General features: G+C 70.3%; 16 protein-coding genes. 8 read left to right on the plus strand and 8 right to left on the minus strand.

Translation table 11 applies throughout. The features are described from left to right. Window positions 1–2 precede the first annotated feature (2 nt). The gene (locus ACZ7OH_RS44450) at window positions 3–608 is read left to right on the plus strand and encodes a hypothetical protein (protein ID WP_470286426.1); all 606 of its coding nucleotides are present in this window, start codon (window positions 3–5) and stop codon (window positions 606–608) included. 77 nt (window positions 609–685) lie between these two features. Here ACZ7OH_RS44450 and ACZ7OH_RS44455 read toward each other — a convergent pair whose 3' ends face one another. From ACZ7OH_RS44455 to ACZ7OH_RS44465, 3 genes are all read right to left on the minus strand, one after another. Next, window positions 686–901 (minus strand): DUF397 domain-containing protein, encoded by a 216-nt coding sequence (locus ACZ7OH_RS44455; RefSeq protein WP_470286427.1) that lies wholly within the window; start codon window positions 899–901, stop codon window positions 686–688. Between the two features lie 219 nt (window positions 902–1,120). After that, on the minus strand, window positions 1,121–1,333 hold the full coding sequence (locus tag ACZ7OH_RS44460) for a DUF397 domain-containing protein (protein ID WP_470286428.1): 213 nt from the start codon (window positions 1,331–1,333) through the stop codon (window positions 1,121–1,123). Window position 1,334: 1 nt separating this feature from the next. Next, window positions 1,335–2,201, minus strand: a complete 867-nt coding sequence (locus ACZ7OH_RS44465; RefSeq protein ID WP_470286429.1) for a helix-turn-helix domain-containing protein — start codon at window positions 2,199–2,201, stop codon at window positions 1,335–1,337. A 196-nt stretch (window positions 2,202–2,397) separates the two neighbouring features. Between ACZ7OH_RS44465 and ACZ7OH_RS44470 the strand changes: the two genes are divergently transcribed. From ACZ7OH_RS44470 to ACZ7OH_RS44495, 6 genes are all read left to right on the plus strand, one after another. Further along, complete coding sequence (locus tag ACZ7OH_RS44470; protein WP_470286430.1) at window positions 2,398–3,150, plus strand: hypothetical protein; 753 nt, start codon at window positions 2,398–2,400, stop codon at window positions 3,148–3,150. A 106-nt stretch (window positions 3,151–3,256) separates the two neighbouring features. Continuing rightward, a complete protein-coding gene (locus tag ACZ7OH_RS44475; protein ID WP_470286431.1) occupies window positions 3,257–3,916 on the plus strand; it encodes a glycoside hydrolase family 11 protein in 660 nt (219 codons plus the stop codon). Window positions 3,917–3,919: 3 nt separating this feature from the next. Then, window positions 3,920–4,573, plus strand: coding sequence for a polysaccharide deacetylase family protein (locus ACZ7OH_RS44480; RefSeq protein WP_470286432.1), 654 nt, complete (start codon window positions 3,920–3,922; stop codon window positions 4,571–4,573). 288 nt (window positions 4,574–4,861) lie between these two features. After that, window positions 4,862–5,779, plus strand: a complete 918-nt coding sequence (locus ACZ7OH_RS44485; RefSeq protein WP_470286433.1) for an ABC transporter ATP-binding protein — start codon at window positions 4,862–4,864, stop codon at window positions 5,777–5,779. Then, on the plus strand, window positions 5,776–7,131 hold the full coding sequence (locus tag ACZ7OH_RS44490; RefSeq protein ID WP_470286434.1) for an ABC transporter permease: 1,356 nt from the start codon (window positions 5,776–5,778) through the stop codon (window positions 7,129–7,131). The genes ACZ7OH_RS44485 and ACZ7OH_RS44490 overlap by 4 nt, the downstream gene beginning before the upstream one ends. A gap of 5 nt (window positions 7,132–7,136) precedes the next feature. Then, window positions 7,137–9,878 (plus strand): alkaline phosphatase family protein, encoded by a 2,742-nt coding sequence (locus tag ACZ7OH_RS44495; protein ID WP_470286435.1) that lies wholly within the window; start codon window positions 7,137–7,139, stop codon window positions 9,876–9,878. Window positions 9,879–9,944: 66 nt separating this feature from the next. Here the strand turns inward: ACZ7OH_RS44495 and ACZ7OH_RS44500 are convergent, their stop codons facing one another. From ACZ7OH_RS44500 to ACZ7OH_RS44520, 5 genes are all read right to left on the minus strand, one after another. Further along, window positions 9,945–10,157, minus strand: coding sequence for a DUF5988 family protein (locus ACZ7OH_RS44500; RefSeq protein WP_400902479.1), 213 nt, complete (start codon window positions 10,155–10,157; stop codon window positions 9,945–9,947). A 116-nt stretch (window positions 10,158–10,273) separates the two neighbouring features. After that, entirely contained in the window at window positions 10,274–11,836 is a 1,563-nt protein-coding gene (locus ACZ7OH_RS44505; protein WP_470286436.1) for a helix-turn-helix domain-containing protein, read from the minus strand. Then, a complete protein-coding gene (locus tag ACZ7OH_RS44510; RefSeq protein WP_470286437.1) occupies window positions 11,836–13,221 on the minus strand; it encodes a carboxylesterase/lipase family protein in 1,386 nt (461 codons plus the stop codon). Before ACZ7OH_RS44510 ends, ACZ7OH_RS44505 begins: the two co-directional genes overlap by 1 nt. Then, window positions 13,218–14,600 (minus strand): FAD-binding oxidoreductase, encoded by a 1,383-nt coding sequence (locus tag ACZ7OH_RS44515; RefSeq protein WP_470286438.1) that lies wholly within the window; start codon window positions 14,598–14,600, stop codon window positions 13,218–13,220. The genes ACZ7OH_RS44510 and ACZ7OH_RS44515 overlap by 4 nt, the downstream gene beginning before the upstream one ends. Before the next feature lie 96 nt (window positions 14,601–14,696). Continuing rightward, on the minus strand, window positions 14,697–16,073 hold the full coding sequence (locus ACZ7OH_RS44520; protein ID WP_470286439.1) for a dihydrolipoyl dehydrogenase family protein: 1,377 nt from the start codon (window positions 16,071–16,073) through the stop codon (window positions 14,697–14,699). Between the two features lie 74 nt (window positions 16,074–16,147). Between ACZ7OH_RS44520 and ACZ7OH_RS44525 the strand changes: the two genes are divergently transcribed. Continuing rightward, a complete protein-coding gene (locus tag ACZ7OH_RS44525) occupies window positions 16,148–17,092 on the plus strand; it encodes an AraC family transcriptional regulator (protein WP_470286440.1) in 945 nt (314 codons plus the stop codon). Window positions 17,093–17,281 lie beyond the last annotated feature (189 nt).

Here is a 17,281-nt window from a genome sequence, read left to right on the forward strand (position 1 = left end):
CGGTGGCCGATCCGGTGCACCACACGATCTTCGTGGTCGAGATCGACGGGTTCGCGTCCGCGGGGCGGACGAACATGCACCGGTTGACGCTGCGGGCGGCGCTGTACGACGTGGTGCAAGGAGCGTTGGTGGGTAGCGGCGTGTCCTGGCTCGACTGCTACCACTCCGACCTCGTTGACGGGGTTCTCTTGCTGGTGCCTGCGGATTACCCGAAGGCGGTGTTCAGCGAGCTGGTCCCGGTGGCGCTGACTGCGCTGCTGGCCGAGCACAACCGGGTGCACCGGTTGCCGGAGAGGATCCGCCTGCGGGTGGCGTTGCACGCCGGCGAGGTCAGCTACGACCCATACGGGAGGACGGGAGCGGCGATCGTGCACACGTTCCGGCTGTTGCACTCGAGCGTGGTGCGGGACGCCCTGGCGAATGCGGCTGGGGATCTCGCGGTGATCGCTTCGGGGTGGTTCTACGAGGAGATCATCCGGCACAGTCCGGTGAGTCGACCCGAGTGGTATCGGCCGGTATTCGTACAGGAGAAGGAAACCGCGGCGTGGGGATGGATCCGGCTGCCGGGGGAGCGCTACGACCGCTCGGGCGATCTTGCGCTGGGCTGAGGAGGTGGGACCGACTGTGGCCGGCTCCACCTCCTGATGGCGAGCGGAGCCCGCTCAGCGCTCATGCTTCACTTATTTCAACCTTCATGTTCAGGCTCATGGGAGATAAGGCCGAGAAAAGCTTTCCAAGCGGGCACGGAAAATTCAAGGGACGGTGAATCATGACGTGGGTCCTCGCTGTCGCGCACCAGCACGCTCCCGGGCTCGAATCGCACCTCCACGCAGCTCTCGAAATGGCCGGAGTGCGAGCTTCGGAACCATTCTTGGTGGTTGGCTAGCGGCTTCTCTGTCATCGGTTTTCTCCTTGGATTGACGATTATCCGGGGTGTATGATTATCCTGCTCAGGGCGCGGCAAGGCGTGCCGTCGCAAGATGTGACTGTTTGCGACGGCTGAGCGGGTCTTTCCGTTGTCGAGTCTTGGTGAAACTTTCCTTACTCTGATACGCGGTGGTGGCACATTGTGCGCCGGGATGGGGGCTCCGGCTGCACCCCCATCCTCAACTGTCCGACCTCAGGCGTCCTCCGGCGTGATCAGGCATAGAAAAAACGTCCACGCCGATGGTGGAACCTCGATGGTCGGCGAATCGCGTCGCCGGTCCTTGCTGTCGCGCACCTGAGTGCGTCCACGCGTGAAACGGGTTTCGACACAGCTTCCGCCGGCACTGGAATAGCTGCTCTTGAACCACCCGTTGCGATCGGGGGTGGCGATTGGATTGTCGTTCACTTCACTCCATGTACTTGGTGTGATGGCGGACCATCTCGAATGTTTCTTTTCGGCCGAGGGCTCGCCGGTAAGCATCCTCGAACGTCATGGTGATGTTTCGCACCTCTGTGGGATCTTCGATTATTCCCCACGACGAGACGGTTTCCTGCCAGGCCAACGTCGGCAGCTGCGAGTTGTCGAAGTCGATGACGACGACGGTCGCCCCGCCGAAGAGCCCGCATGCGGTCGCCGTGAAGGGGATCACGCGAAGGTCGAGCTTTTCCGGGTACTGTTCGATCATGGTGGCGAGGTGTGCGAGTTGGTCGCGGAGCACCTTCGGGCCACCGATCTGCTGCCGCAGCGCGGCTTCGCTGATGACGGCGGTGAACCGAAACGGGTCGTCGGGGTCGGTGAGCCGCTGCTGCCGCCGCTGCCTGGCCTCGACGCGCTGGTTGACCTCGACCGCCCGCATGGTCACGTCGGGCAGGATGAGCGCCCGCGTGTAGTCGGCGGTCTGCAGCAAGCCGGGAATGAGCAGGTTCTCGTAGTCCCGCAGGCCACGTGCGCCCTGTTCCAGGCCGTAGAGCCGCTGGATCTCATTGTCGAACAGCGCGGAATAGCGTGTCCACCAGCCGCGCTCCTTGGCTGCGGCGCGCAGTGTCAGCAGCTCCTGCTGCTCTTCGCTGTCGAATTCGAACAGATCGATGAGCCGTGTCAGGCTTTCCAGCGAGAGGATCTTTCGCTCGTTCTCCACGGCCGACCAGTAGTTGCGGCTGAAGCCGAGCGCCTCGGTGATCGTCCTGACCTCGATGCCCAGCTGCTCGCGCCGCCGCTTCAGGCGCAGGGCGAGCTCCCAGGAAGCGACGACCGGCGACGAAGGCGCTGACAACGTCGGGCTCCTTTGCACGTGCTGACGCAGTTGCGAGAAGACGCTCTTGGTTACGGTAACCGAACAGTCTGACCGAAGCTGTAGTGGTGAAGTATCCAGTTTGCCTAACCTTGAGGATAACCATCGATACACTGTGGCGAGTCCGGCGACGCGCTCTCGATCGGGCGATGACGGGGTCGCGGTCAAGGGGATCGACATGCCGGAGCCGGATTCGACGAGGCCGCCTGCGGCCCGGCTTGGCGGGCGGGCATGGGGATGGGACCCGCCCGGGCCTGGTGGCGGCTCCGGGATCATCGGTGTCGCTCCCTTACCGGAGGCCGGGCCGGACGAAGCCGGCCGTCGGGGCGGCGTCGGCCTGAACACCGCGCACTGCACTATCGTCGTCGTCGATGTCGAAGGCTTCGGCTTGCGGAGCCGGACCAACCCGAACAAGGTCCGCGTCCGGCGGGGCATGTACCGGGCCCTCGAGCGCGCCTTCGTCGCCGCGGCGATCCCGTGGGCTGCCTGCCGTCACGCCGATCTCGGAGATGGTGTGCTCGTGCTTGCCCCCGCTCGCATCTCCAAGGTCCTCTTCGCCGACCTGCTCCTCGGCCCGCTCGCCGACGAACTGGCGGCGCACAACGGCGCGCACCCGTCGTCCGAACGGATCCGGCTCCGGCTCGCGCTGCACGCTGGGGAAGTTTCCTACGACGACTACGGCGTCACCGGCTCTTCGATCCTTCACGCCCAGCAGTTGCTCGATGCTCCCGAACTGAAGCGCTCGCTCGCGGGAACCACCGCCCTGCTCGCCGTGATCGCCTCCGACTGGCTCTTCGACGAAGTGATCCGGCACAGCGAGCGCAGCTGCGCCGACGCCTACCATCCCGTCGGCATCGCGAGCGGTGGCGTCGCGTGGATCCGCCTCGTTCAGCGGCGGCGCGATCTGTCCCGCCGCCTGCGGTTCGCCTGAATCGGGAAACCCCTGCCGTACTGGCGAAACTTTCCGAAAGTCATTGTCCCACCGCCGCTCCTGATCACATGCTTTCCCCATCGCCAGGCCTCGATGAGGAGGAAGCATGCTCACCAAGAACCGCTTCAGGGTTTTCGCCGGTGGGGCCGCCCTTGCGCTGGTCGCCGCCTTGGTGCCCGGGGTGGCACGGGCCGATACCACGATCACCACCAACCAGACCGGGAACAACAACGGGTACTACTACTCGTTCTGGACCGCCGGCGGTGGCTCGGTCTCCATGACGCTCGGGTCCGGCGGGAACTACCGGACCAACTGGAGCAACGCCAACAACTTCGTCGCCGGCAAAGGGTGGAGCAACGGCAGCCGGCGGACCGTGAACTACTCCGGCAGCTTCAACCCCTCCGGGAACGGCTACCTCTCCCTCTACGGCTGGACGTCGAACCCGCTCGTCGAGTACTACATCGTCGACAACTGGGGCAGCTACCGGCCCACCGGCACCTACAAGGGCACCGTCACCAGCGACGGCGGCACCTACGACATCTACCAGACCACCCGGTACAACGCGCCTTCCGTCGAAGGGACCAAGACCTTCAACCAGTACTGGTCCGTGCGGCAGCAGAAGAAGACCGGTGGGACCATCACCACCGGGAACCACTTCGACGCCTGGGCCCGCTACGGCATGCGCATGGGCAGCTTCAACTACTACATGATCCTCGCCACCGAGGGCTACCAGAGCAGCGGCAACTCGAACATCTCGGTGGGCTGACCGATGCGCACGTTGATCCTTGCAGCTGCCCTCGCGATCACCGGCGCGGTCGGCGCCGGACCCGCGCACGCCGCCGCCTGCAACGGCTATGTCGGACTCACCTTCGATGACGGGCCCTCGAACGCGCACACCCCCGGGCTGCTCAACGCCCTGCGGCAGAACGGCTTGCGCGCCACCATGTTCAACGAAGGGCAGTACGCCGCCGCCTATCCCGCTCAGGTGCGGGCCGAAGTCAGTGCCGGGATGTGGGTCGGGAACCACAGCTACACCCACCCGCACCTCACGCAGCAGAGTCAGTCCCAAATGGACTCGGAGGTTTCCCGCACCCAGCAAGCGATCTCGGCCGCCGGGGGTGGGACGCCGAAGCTGTTCCGGCCGCCCTACGGGGAAACCAACTCCACGCTGCAGGCGGTCGAAGCCAAGTACGGCTTGCGGCAGATCATCTGGGACGTCGACTCGCAGGACTGGAACGGCGCGAGCGTCGACGCGATCGTGCAGGCCAACGCCCGCCTCGGCAACGGCCAGGTCATCCTCATGCACGAATGGCCCGCCAACACCCTGTCCGCCATCCCGCGGATCGCGCAGACCCTGGCGAGCCGCGGGCTGTGCGCGGGCATGATCTCGCCGCAGACCGGCCGGGCCGTCGCGCCGGGCTGAGACCTGGTGGCGCGGCGGCTCCGGAACCCGCCGCGCCACCTTCCTCGGTTCACGGACCACTCCAGCCGCGCCGCGGGGCACGACCGGCACGGCCAGCCGAGTTGATCCACTGTGGACAGGCAAGCGGGCGGTTAACTCGCCGTAAGGAACCTCCTTAACCCGGACATTTCACCACCCCGGCGAACGTCGGTCGGCTGTCGTTCGGACGGCGTTCACCCTGCTCGCCCGCCGCCGTAATTTGCGGTGCCTAAGTTTCTTGATCGAGCCGCAAGCGAGAGCAAGGAACTCATGGACGCACCCCTGGCAGTGAGAGCGCGCGGGATCAGCAAGTGCTTCGGTGACGTCGTCGCGCTCGACGGCGTCGACTTCGACGTCGCTCCCGGCCACATCCACGGGCTCGTCGGCCCGAACGGGGCCGGCAAGACCACGCTGCTCGGCCTGCTGCTCAGCCTGGCCGTCGCCGACGAGGGCACCCTGGAGATCCTCGGCGCGCCGGTCGGCAGGAACCTCGGCGGGGTCGCCGGGTTCGTCGACGGCCCCGGGCTCTACCCGGCACTCACCGCCCGGCAGAACCTCGCCGCGCTGATGGGCCTGCACGGCCGCGACCGGAAGACGCCGAAGATCGACGACGTCCTCGGCGAGGTCGGGCTCACCGACGTCGCCGACGACCGCGTGCGCGGCTTCTCGCTCGGCATGCGCCAGCGCCTCGGCCTGGCCGCCGCCCTGCTCACCGAGCCGCGCCTGCTGGTGCTCGACGAGCCGGCCAACGGCCTCGACCCGGCCGGCAAGAAGCACGTCCACGGCGTCCTCGAGCGGCTCGCCGCCAAGGGCACCACCGTCGTGCTCTCCAGCCACCGGATGGACGACCTCGAGGCGCTGTGCTCCGAAGTCACGATCCTCGCCACCGGCCGCGTCGTCTTCACCGGTCCGCTCGGCAAGCTCTCCGCCGAGAGCGGCGAACTCGACCACCGGCTGCGCACCTCCGACCCGGACAAAGCCCGCGCGGTCGTCGCCGGCGCACCCGGGATCCGGCTGGCCGACCCCGGCGCCGACGTCTTCGTGGTGCGCGCGCAGACCGCCGCGCTCGACGAACTGGTGCTGCGGCTGGCGAAGGAGGGCATCGCGGTGCGCGAGCTCGCCCCCGTCGTGTCCCCGCTCGAAGCCGCCTTCCTCGCCCTCACCGAACAGCCGGAGGCCGGCCGATGACCGCGACCCTCACCGAAGCAGGCGAGACGGCCCAACCCGTGCCGGTAACCCGCGGCTACCGCTTCGAGCTCGTCAAGCTGTTCGCCGCCTGGCGCATCCGCCTGCTGGTGCTCGCCTGCTGGATCGCGCCCGCGCTGTTCGTCGCCGTGGTGAGCGAGCAGAGCTCGCTGCCCGTCGACACGCTGTTCGGCCGGTGGATGAACGCGACCGGCTGGGCGGGACCGCTGGTGATGCTCGGGTTCGCGGGCACGTACGCCCTTCCGCTGCTGACGTCGGTCGTCGCCGGGGACGTCTTCGCCTCCGAAGACCGGCTCGGCACCTGGCGCCACCTGCTGGTCGCGGTCCGCTCGCCGCGGCGGATCTTCGTCGCGAAAGCGCTTGCCAGCCTGACCGTGATCCTCGTGCTCGTCGCCGGGATGGCCGTTTCCAGCGCGGTGGGCGGGGTGCTCGCCGCCGGGAGCCGGCCGCTGGTCGGTCTCGACGGCCACTCGCTGGCCCCGGGCGACGCCGCCGTGCAGGTCCTGCTCGCGTGGGTCTGCGTGCTCGCCGCGACGCTCGCCCTCGGCGCGATCGGGCTGCTCGGGTCGGTCCTCTGGGGCCGGTCGCCGATGGGGCTGCTGCTGCCCGCCGTCGTCGCGCTCGTGCTGGCGCCGGCCCAGCTGCTGCCGCTGCCGGTCGCCGTCCGGCTCGCCCTGCCCAGCTACGCCTTCATCGCGTGGAACGGCCTGTTCACCGGCCCCGCCCAGCTCGGGCCGCTGCTGATCGCGGTCGGCGTCAGCCTCGCGTGGGCCGTCGCCGCGACCGCGCTGGCCTACCTGCTCTTCGTGCGCCGCGACTTCACCAACCCCGCCCACGACGGCGGGGGGCGCCGCGCGCTCACCCTCGGTGTCCTGCCGCTGGTCGCGCTGCTCGGCGTGACGGCGGGGGTCGTCGCGGTGGCCACGCCGGCCACCGGGTCCGGGATCGACCTGGACAAGGTCCAGCGGTCGGTCGCCACCGCCTTCGCCCACCTCTACCGGCTGCAGGCCGGGCAGCTCGCCCGGCCCGACGTCACCGAGGAGCAGCTGGCCGCCACGGCCGCGTGCACCAAGGGCGACGGCCGGGTCGAGCCGGAGGGCCCCGGCAACGACTGGAGGTGCGTCGTCTCCTGGCACCTGCCGGACGTCGCGGCGACGGGCACGGCGATCTACCAGCTGGACATCACCTCGGACGGGCGGTACGTCGCCGACGGCGACGGACCGAAGGAAGTGAACGGCTACTTCCAGGTGCGGACCCCGGCAGGGGACCAACCCAACCCGCTCTGGCAGTTCGACGGGAACGTCGAGCTGCTCTCCTCCACCCCGAAGGGATAACCCCGATGCAGGTAACACGCCGCAGACGGCGTGCCGGGAAGAGCCGGAGCAGCAGTCATCGGCTGCGCTACGCCACGGCCGGTTCCGTCACGTTCGCGCTCGTTGCCACCGGCACCGGTGTCGGCGTCGCGTCGACAGCGCAGTTCGGCGAAGACCAGGTCGGCCAGGTCACCCAGAACGGCCAGGTCGTCTCCGCCGACCAGTACATCAAGCCGATCGGCGACCGCCTGGTCGTCAACAACGGCAAGATCATGGCGTCCTCGGTCAGCCCGGACGGCAGCCACCTCGCCGCGCTGACCACCGACGGCGGGATCGCACTCACCGTCGTCGACCTCAAGAACTGGCATGTGCAGCAGCTCGTCGGCAACTCCGCGACGGCGAACCTGCGCATCGCCGGCAACGACGTCGGCCAGGAAGGCCCGACGTACTCGCCGGACGGGAAGTCGTTGTGGCTGGCCCAGACCGACGGCTACACGAAGTTCACGGTGAACCCCGACGGCACCGTGGCCGCGCCGGTGTCGGTCAAGATCCCGGCCGACGGCGCCAAGCACGCGCTGGTCGCGCAAGCGGTGTTCTCGCCCGACGGGTCCACTGTGTACTCGGCGGTCAACGGCCAGAACCGCGTCGTCGCCCTCGACGCGGCGACCGGTGCGGTCAAGCAGAGCTGGGCCGTCGGCAACGCGCCGCGTGACCTGGTGCGCGTCGGCAACAAGCTGTACGTCAGCAACGAAGGCGGCCACCCGGCCAAGCCCGGCGAGCCGACGCTGAACTCGTACAACACGCAGGTTCCGGCCAATCAGTTCACCGGCGCCACCACGAGCGGCACGGTCAGCGTCATCGACCTGGCGAACGCGGCCGCGACGCCGAAGAGCGTCGACGTCGGCCTGCACCCGACCGCGGTGTACACCAAGAACGGCACGGTGTTCGTCACGAACACCGCGAGCAACACCGTCTCGGTCATCGACAGCGGCCGCGACAAGGTCGTGCAGACCATCGCGACCCAGCCGTGGCCGCAGGCCTCGGTCGGGTACGAGCCGGACGGCGTCACCCTCACCGACGACGGCCACCTGCTGGTGACGCTCGGCCGCGCGAACGCGGTCGCCGTCTACCGCTTCCAGCGGGCGCAGGAGCCGGTGAGCTATGTCGGCCTGCTGCCGACCGACTACTTCCCGACCGCGATCACCACGGTCGGCAAGGACGTCGTCGTCTCCAACACCCGCGGCATCGACGCCCGCCGGCCCACCACGGCCGCCGGGCACGGCACGCACGACACGACCTCGAGCGTGCAGAAGTTCCGGCTGCCGGACGACCGGGCCATCCGCGGCTACACCGGCCAGGTCTTCAAGCAGAACGGCTGGACCGACGACGCGGTGCGGCAGGCGGAGTCGAACGGCCACCGCAACCCGGTGCCCGTCCCGGCGCGGCTCGGCGACCCGTCGACGATCAAGCACGTCTTCATGCTGGTCAAGGAGAACCGGACCTACGACCAGGTCTACGGCGACGACGCGCGCGGCAACGGCGACCCGAGCGTGACGCAGTTCGGTGAGAACGTGACGCCGAACCAGCACGCACTGGAGAAGCAGTTCGGGCTCTACGACAACACCTACGACATCGGCACGAACTCCGCCGAAGGTCACAACTGGCTGATGCAGGCCGACAACCCGGAGTACACCGAATCCTCGGCCGGTGAGTACCTGCGCAGCTACGACACCGAGGACGACGCTCTCGGCCACCAGACCAGCGGGTTCCTCTGGACCGGCGCGCAGGCGGCCGGGAAGTCGGTCCGCGACTTCGGCGAGTTCCAGCAGTTCCTGACCAAGCCCGCGGACGCGAGCTGGCAGAACCTGTACTGCGACGCCAAGAACATGGCCACCGGCGAGCCGACGGCCTACCCGATGGTGTCGTCGTCGCCGATCCCGTCGCTGAACAACGTTTCGGTGCCGGGCTTCCCGAAGTTCGACACGTCGGTGCCGGACGTCTACCGGTACCAGGTCTGGAAGAACGACTTCGAGAAGAACGGGCCGGCCAACCTCAACATGTTCTGGCTGTCCAGCGACCACACCGGCGGCCCGCCGAACGCGGCCGCCCAGGTCGCCGACAACGACCTCGCGGTCGGCCGGATCGTGGACGAGATCTCGCACAGCCAGTACTGGAAGGACTCGGCGATCTTCGTCGTCGAGGACGACTCCCAGGCCGGTCTCGACCACGTCGACGGGCACCGGGCGCCGGTGCAGATCATCAGCCCGTACGCCCAGCACGGCGTCGTCGACAGCCACTACTACTCGCAGATCACGATGGTCCGGACGATCGAGCAGATCCTCGGGGTCAAGCCGATGAACCAGAAGGACAGCGCGGCGACGCCGATGGCGGCGGCCTTCACCCCGAAGCCGGACTACACGCCGTTCACCGCGCTGCCGAACCGCACGTCGCTGACCGACGGGCTGAAGACCCAGCCGTCGTGCGGGCCGGACGTCCCGGCCGCGGCGAACCCGGCCGCGGCGCCGGTGCCGTCGTCGGCGGTGCCCGCGGACAAGAAGCAGGTGGCGGCGCAGTGGCAGGAGTGGACGACGCACCAGCGTCTGACCGGCCCGAGCGCCGTCGCGGACTACGCGAACCCCGCGCAGATGAACCACTTCACGTGGTACCAGACGCACGGGTGGCAGCTGCCGTACCCGGGTGAGAAGCAGGTGTTCGCGCCCGACCAGGTGCCGGGCGCCTACCTCCCGGTCGCGGAATCGGACGGCTGACCAATAGGTCGTGAGCGGGAAACAGGGTTCCCACCCTGTTTCCCGCTCACGACCGGTCGTCGCGGGTTATTCGGCGAGTCTGGTGCGGCCGCACCAAGCGAACACCGGGACCTGGTCGCCGCCGCTGGTCGTCGTGAACTCGCCCGCGTGGGAGAAGTGCTCGTAGCCGGCGCCGAAGCTGACCTTCGCGACTTCGCCGAGGCCGCCGACCGTCCATTCCCGGTGCTGTTCGCCCAGTTCTGCCGGGCCACCGGAAAGCGTCACCTTGATGTTCGTCATGAGTCATCTCCGTGGGTTCGTCGGCGCGGAGGAAAAATGTGTTGTTCGTCTCTCGACGATCCCTGACGTGCGCTCGCTGTGTCAATCGGCCCGGGCAGGGGTTGACGGCAGGGGTATTACGCGAGTTCTGCGGCCAGGCGGTGAATGCGCAGCGCCAGGTGGACGTCCAATGCCCGGTCGCCCTCTTGCCAGTCTTCGCCCAGCAACGCCGTGATGCGGTCCAGGCGCTGGTAGAGCGTGTTCGGGTGGATCGTCAGCTCCTCGGCCGCCGGGGTCTTGCGGCGGCCGTTGCGCAGGAAGACCTCCGCGGTGCGGACCAGATCCGTGCCGCGCCCCTCGTCGTGGGCCAGCAGCGGGCCCAGGGTGCGGGCGATGTACGTGCCCGCTTCTTCGAGACCGGCCTGGCTCAGCAGGTACCGGTAGGGCCCCAGGTCGGCCGGCGAAGCCGTGGAACCCCGGCGTCCCAACGCATTCAGGACCCGGATACACGCGACCGCATCGTCGTACGCGTCGGCCAGCGCGGCCGCTCCGGTGGCCGGGCCCGCCAGGCCCGTCGTGCCCAGTGACCAGGAGCGGACCGTCGCCTCGTCGGCGCGGACCAGGGCGATCACACGACCATCCACTGTGGACTTCCATGTGGCGAATTCCCGCAGCCGCGGGTCCTCGCTCACCACGACCAGGTGCGGCCGCCGCAGATCACGGGCGTGGGCCGGAATCTCGCGGACCCGGCGGGTCACCAGCTGCTCCACCAGTTCCTCCGCCGTCCGGCGCTCGGCGCGCTCGACCGACGCCACGAGGGCGACCGTCATCGCCGAGCGCTCCAGCAACCGGACGTCCGCCTCGGCCAGCGGGGCGTCGGGAACCACTTGCAGCGCACCGAAATACGCGTTCACCGACGCGAGGGGCACGGTGACCGTCCGCCCGTCCACGCGAGTCCGCCGGGCGGCGGCGAACAGCGTCGACGGCTTGCCATCGAGGGCGGCCTCGACGAGCGAGCCGGCCCGGGCGGCCGCGCGGACCTTGTCGTGCTCGTCGGCGACCAGCACCAGGCCGCTCACCAGCTCCGACAGCGGGACGACGACGTCTTCGGCGGCGCCGCCGTGCAGCGCCACCTCGCCGAGCCGGTCGTGCAGCCGGGCGGCCCGCTCCAGCCGGTCGTTCGCCTCCGCGAGCGCGGTGACCAGCTTGGCGTTCTCGATCGCGATCGCGGCGAACGAGCCGAGCGACGTCAGCAGCGACGACTCCGCCGCGGTGAACCGGCGCACCGCCCGCTGCGACACCATCAGCACGCCGGCCACCTTGCCGCACAACCGCAGCGGCACGCCGAGGATCGTGCGCAGGCCTTCGGCCTCGGCGACGCGATCGACGTCGCCCAGGTGCGTCAACGCGGCGTCGCCGAGGTAGTCGGTGCTCTGCACCGGTTCGCCCGTGTCGGCGACCTGCCCGGCCAGCCCGCCGTGCGGCGGCAGCACCACCCCGCGCAGCCGCGGGCCGAGCGAGCCGTCGGTGACGCGGATGACGAGCGAGCCGTCCTGCTCGGCCAGCGCGAGGTAGGCGACGTCGACGCCGAGCAGCCGCCGCGCGTGGTCGACCACCTCCTGCACCAGCGCGTCGAGGTCGTGGACCGCCGACAGGCGCAGGACGAGGTCGTACAGCTCGCGCAGGCCGTGGGCGTCCATCAGCCCAGGTGCGTCGTCTCGGCCGGCTCCCAGCCCGGGTCGCCGGTGGCGGCGAACCGCGTCCACGCGGCGTTGACCTCGCGGGCCAGCTCGGCCGGCGGCTCGTCGCCGACGAGCGCGGCGGACGCGGCCAGGGAGTCGAACACGAACGGCAGCTCCATGCCGTGGCACGCGCCGAGCCGCGGCGCCCGCCACTCGAACTCGTACCGGAACGAACGGCCGTGGTGGCTCTCGACGAGTTCCTTGACGCCGTCGCGGAAGACGAGGTCGGTCATGGCCTCGACGAACACCTCGCCCGCCTTCCGCCCGTCGCCCAAGCCGTAGCCGCGAAGGACGTTCGCGGCGTCCGGGTGCGACGCCGACAGCATGGCCACGGCCTGCTCGTCGGTCAGCACGTCGAGCAGGCCGGTCGGGCCGAAGTACAGCAGCATCTCCTCGCGGCAGGTGCCGGCGATCAGCTCGATGTCGGCGCCCGCACCGGCGCGGATCGCCTCGCCGGGGTGCCGCGGCAAGACGTCGTCGCCGACCAGCGGGAGGAACGGGCTCAGGCCGAAGCCGCGGTCCAGCCCGTCTTCGCCGCGCAGGTCGGGGCTCCCGCCGGGCTTGAGCAAGGCGTCCTGCGCGTCGAGCAGCTGCTCGGTGCTCAGCTTCCGGAACGCGTCGGCGGTGGGGGCGACGCCGAGGCGGTCGGCCACTGCCTGCGCCACCCGCTCCAGTTCCGCCCGGCCGCGCACCATGTTCGCGTGTCCACTTTGGACGATCGCGCGGCGGAAGAGGCCCGCCGACAGTGGGGAACCGAGCAGGCACGCGACGCTGATCGCGCCCGCGGACTCGCCGAAGAGCGTCACGTTGCCGGGGTCGCCGCCGAACGCCGTGACGTTCTCCTGCACCCAGCGCAGCGCGGCGAGCTGGTCGCGCAGGCCGAGGTTGGTCCCGCCGCCGTCGAGGGGCAGGAAACCGTCGACGCCGAGCCGGTACTGCACGGTCACCAGCACCGCGCCGCCGCGCGTGAAGGCCGTGCCGTCGTAGACCGGGGCCGAGCCGGTGCCGCCGATGAACGCGCCGCCGTGCACGAACACCAGCACCGGCAGGCCTTTCGCGCCCGGGTCCGGCGTCCAGACGTCGACCGTCAGGAACTCGCCGCCGGGCCGCCAGCCGTCGCCGACCACGGCGGACAGGTCGAGGCCGGGGATCGTCCGCTGCCGTTGCGGCGCTGTGGGCCCGGCCTCGCGGGCGTCGCGCACGCCGTCCCACTCCGGCGCGGGCACGGGCGCGGCGAACCGCAGCTCGCCCTCGGGCGCGGCGGCGTAGGGGAGGCCGCGGAACCGGACGCCGGTGGCGATCGGCTCGCCGCGGACGTCGCCGGAGGTGGTGCGGACGATCATGCGGGTGTCCCTTCGGGGAAGACCTTGCCGGGGTTGAGGATGTTCCGCGGATCCAGGGCTTTCTTGACCGCGCGGTGCAGTTCGAGCACCTCGGGACCGAGTTCGCGCGCGAGGCCGGGTTGCTTGAGCAGGCCGACGCCGTGCTCGCCGGTGACGGTGCCGCCGAGGTCGAGCGCGTCGGCGATGATGTCGTCGAACGCGGCTTGGGCGTTCTTCCGCGCGGTGTCGTCGCCGGCCGGCGTGACCAGCAGCGGGTGCAGGTTGCCGTCGCCGATGTGCGCGACGTTCGCGATGTGGACGCCGTGGCGCCGCGCTGCGGCATCGATGCGGGCGAGCATTTCGGGCACCGCCCGCGTCGGGACGCAGACGTCCTCGGTGAGCAGCGGGCCGAGCCGCTCCAGCGCGGGGTAGGCCAGCCGGCGGGCGGCGAACAGGGCGTCGGCCTCGGCCTGGTCGGTCGACTGCGCCGCCCAGGTCGCGCCCGCCTGCTCGAAGCAGTCGAGGATCTCCGCGGCTTCGTGCTCGCCGAGCGCCCCGGGGGAGTCGGTGCGGGCGAGGAGCACGACGTTCGCGTCGGCGCTCAGGCCCATGTTCTTCCACTGGTCGACGGCGGCCAGGCAGTGCCGGTCGACGAGCTCGAGCGCCGAGGGCAGGACGCCCCGGGCCGCGACCGCGGCGGCGGCCTGCCCGGCGGCGACGGTCGTGTCGAAGTACCCGGCGACCGTCCGCTCGGCCGCGCGGGCGGGCCGCAGGCGCACGGTGACCTCGGTGATCACGCCGAGCGTGCCTTCCGAGCCGACCATCAGCCCGGTCAGGTCGTAGCCCGCGACGCCCTTCGCGGTGCGGCGGCCGAGCCGGACGAGCTCGCCGGTGCCGGTGACGACCTGCAGGCCCAGGACGTAGTCGCGGGTGACGCCATACTTGACGCAGCAGACGCCGCCGGCGTTGGTGGCGACGTTGCCGCCGATAGTCGACCACGGCGAGCTGGCCGGATCGGGCGGGTACCAGAGCCCGTGCTCGGCGCAGGCGGCCCGCAGGTCGTCGTTGACGACGCCGGGCTCGACGACGGCGTACCGCTCGTGCTCGTCGATCTCCTTGACGGCGGTGAGCCGGTCGGTGACCAGCACGACGCAGCCGTCGACGGCGTTCGCCCCGCCGGACAAGCCGGTGCCCGCCCCGCGCGTGACGAGTGGGGTCCGGTGTTCCAGGCAGACCTTGACCACGGCCTGGACCTCTTCGGCGGTGTGCGGCCGGACGACCACGGCCGGTGGGGCGTAGGGCGCCCACTCGGCCTCGTCGTGGGCGAAACCCGCCACGACGTCCGGGTCACGGACCAGCCGGTCCGCCGGCAGCACGGAGGCCAGGTCGTCGATCAGCATCCGCGGGAACCTCCTCGTCACCGGGTTCCCACGCTAGAGCCGCGGCGCCGGTCCGGCCATGGGGAAAGTCCCCACCGGACGCGCCCGGGGGTGTGCTCACCCCACAGGGATGACCTCGTTGAACGCCTCGGTCGAGCTCGGGTGCGTGTAGATGGCGTTCCGCAGCTCGGTCGCGGTCACGTCGTGGCGGATGGCCAGCGCGACGGTGTTGACGACCTCCTGCGCGTCGATGCTCAGCAGCGCCGCGCCGAGGACCAGGTCGGTGTCGGCGTCCACGATGAACTTCATGACCCCGCGCGTCTCTTCGACCGTGTAGGCCCGGGGCATCGCGACGATGTCGGCCACCCTCTTCTTGCCGACCTTGATGTTCCGGCCCTGCGCACGGGCTTCGCGCTCGGTCAGGCCGACGGTCGCCAGCGGCGGGGTGGTGAACAGCGTGTGCGGCACGGCGACCCGGTCGGCCGTGGTGCGCTTGCCCTCGCCGAGCAGCTGGTCCAGCACGATCCGGGCGTCGTCGAGGGCCACGTAGGTGAACTGCGGGCCGCCGTTGACGTCGCCGACGGCGAAGATGTGCGGCTGGCTGGTGCGCAGGTGTTCGTCGACTTCGACGGCGCCGGCCGGCGTGGTCCGGACGCCGGCCGCGTCGAGCCGCAGGCCGTCGGTGACCGCACGGCGGCCGGTCGCCGGCAGCAACGCGCTGGCCTCGACTTCGTGCGTCTCGCCGTCCTTTTCGAAGACGACTTTCGCGACGGCGCCGCTGTCCTCGACCTTCGTGATCTTCGCGCCGGTGATGATCCGGATGCCGTCGCCTTCGAGGATCTCGCGGGTGACCTCGGCGATGTCCTCGTCCTCACGCGGCAGCAGCCGCTCCGCGCCTTCGAGGACGGTCACGTGCGTGCCGAAGTGCTGGTAGATCGACGCGAACTCGAGCCCGAGGTAACCGCCGCCGACGACCACCAGCCGCTCCGGCAGCGTCGCCGCCTGCGTGAGCTCGGTGCTGCTGACCAGGTGCTTGCTCGTGGCCAGACCGGGGATCGGCGGGACGACCGGCGCGGAGCCGGTGCTGAGGATGATCGTCGGCGCGGTGACGGTGATCCGGTCGTCCCCTTCGCCGACGGCGACGGTGTGCGGGCCGGTGAACCGGGCCGTGCCGGTGATGACGGTGACGGTGTCCTTCCCGTCGAGCGAGGCGAAGTTGCCCGCGCGGAAGGCGCTGGTCAGGGTGCGGACGCCGGCGATCGAGCGGGCGAAGAACTCCTGCGCGTCGTCTTCGAGGCGGCGGCCGTTCGAGTAGTGGACGAGCATCTTGGTCGGTACGCAGCCGACGTTCGGGCAGGTGCCGCCGTACATGTTTTCGGAGCGTTCGACGAGGACGACGTGCTTGCCGGCGTCGCCGAGCGCGTGCGCGGCGGTCTTCCCGCCCTTGCCGAAGCCGATGACCAGGACGTCCGCGGTGAGCTGGGTGGTTTCCATGTGCCCGAGTCTGCTTCGGGCGCGATGATCCGACCAGGCTTGCCAGTATCAAACAACTGCCCCAAAGTATCACTGTGGACACCGTCAGCCGCCTGCTGCGCATGGCTCAGCTCGGGGCGACGCTCGAGAAGCATTGCCTGCTCGGCGCGGGCACGCGGATGGACGTCGCCCGGTACGGCGAGCTTGAAGTGCCGTTCCACGTCCTCCTGGAGGGCGAGTGCCGGCTGTACGTCGGCCACGAGGTGTTCGACCTGCGGGCGGGCGACGTCGTGCTGATCCCGAGCGGCGCGGCGCACCGGGTGGTCACGGCGGGGCCGGGCCGGGCGCGAGGCACGGTCGAGACGGACGGGGACGCGTTCACCACGACGCGCAGCGAGCGCGGCGGCGACCCGGTGATCGACCTGTTCTGCGGGCACTACACGGTCAACGCGGGCGCCGGCGCGCTGCTGTTCCGCACCCTGCCGGGCGCGATCCACGTGGCGTTCGGGCAGTCCGCCGAAACCGACGAGGTCCTGCGCGGGCTGAGCTCCCTGATGCGCGCGGAGGCGAGCCGCGAAGGGTCCGGAACGGCGGCGATCCTCGCCGCGCTGTGCACGGTGCTGCTGGCAATGGTGCTCCGCACGGCCCGCGGCGCGGCGTGGACGGCGGTGACCGACCCGGGCATCGCCGACGCGATCGGGAGCGTCCTGGCCGACCCGGGGGAGGATTGGCCGATCGAGCGGCTCAGCCGGCAGGCCTCGATGTCCCGGGCGACTTTCTTGCGACGGTTCGTCCGGGAGACGGGGACGACCACGGGAGCGTTCCTGGCCCGAGCCCGCATGATGGCGGCGGCCGAGCTGCTGACCACTACGGACGCGCCGGTGGCGGCCATCGCCGACCGCGTGGGGTACCGGTCGGAGTCGGCGTTCACCCGCGCGTTCCGCGCCGAGCTCGGCACCACGCCGGCCCGCTTCCGACGGGAGCACGGCCTCGGTGTACCTGGAGCGAAGGCTGGCGCGCGACACGGCGGCCGGCTGTGAGCGCCAGAGACCGTCGGCTGTAGACGGGAAGCCGGCAGCGCAAGAAGACCACGGCGTCACCAGACCTCCCCCGCCCTCCTCCCCAGCCGCTTTCCAGTCGACGACCGGGTTTGTCAAGGCACGCTTTCCCGCCTTGACAAACCCGGGCGGCGACGGACAATCCGAACGGAGGGCGGGGGAGGTCGGACC

The sequence above is a fragment of the Amycolatopsis sp. NPDC114478 genome (genome assembly GCF_055633805.1).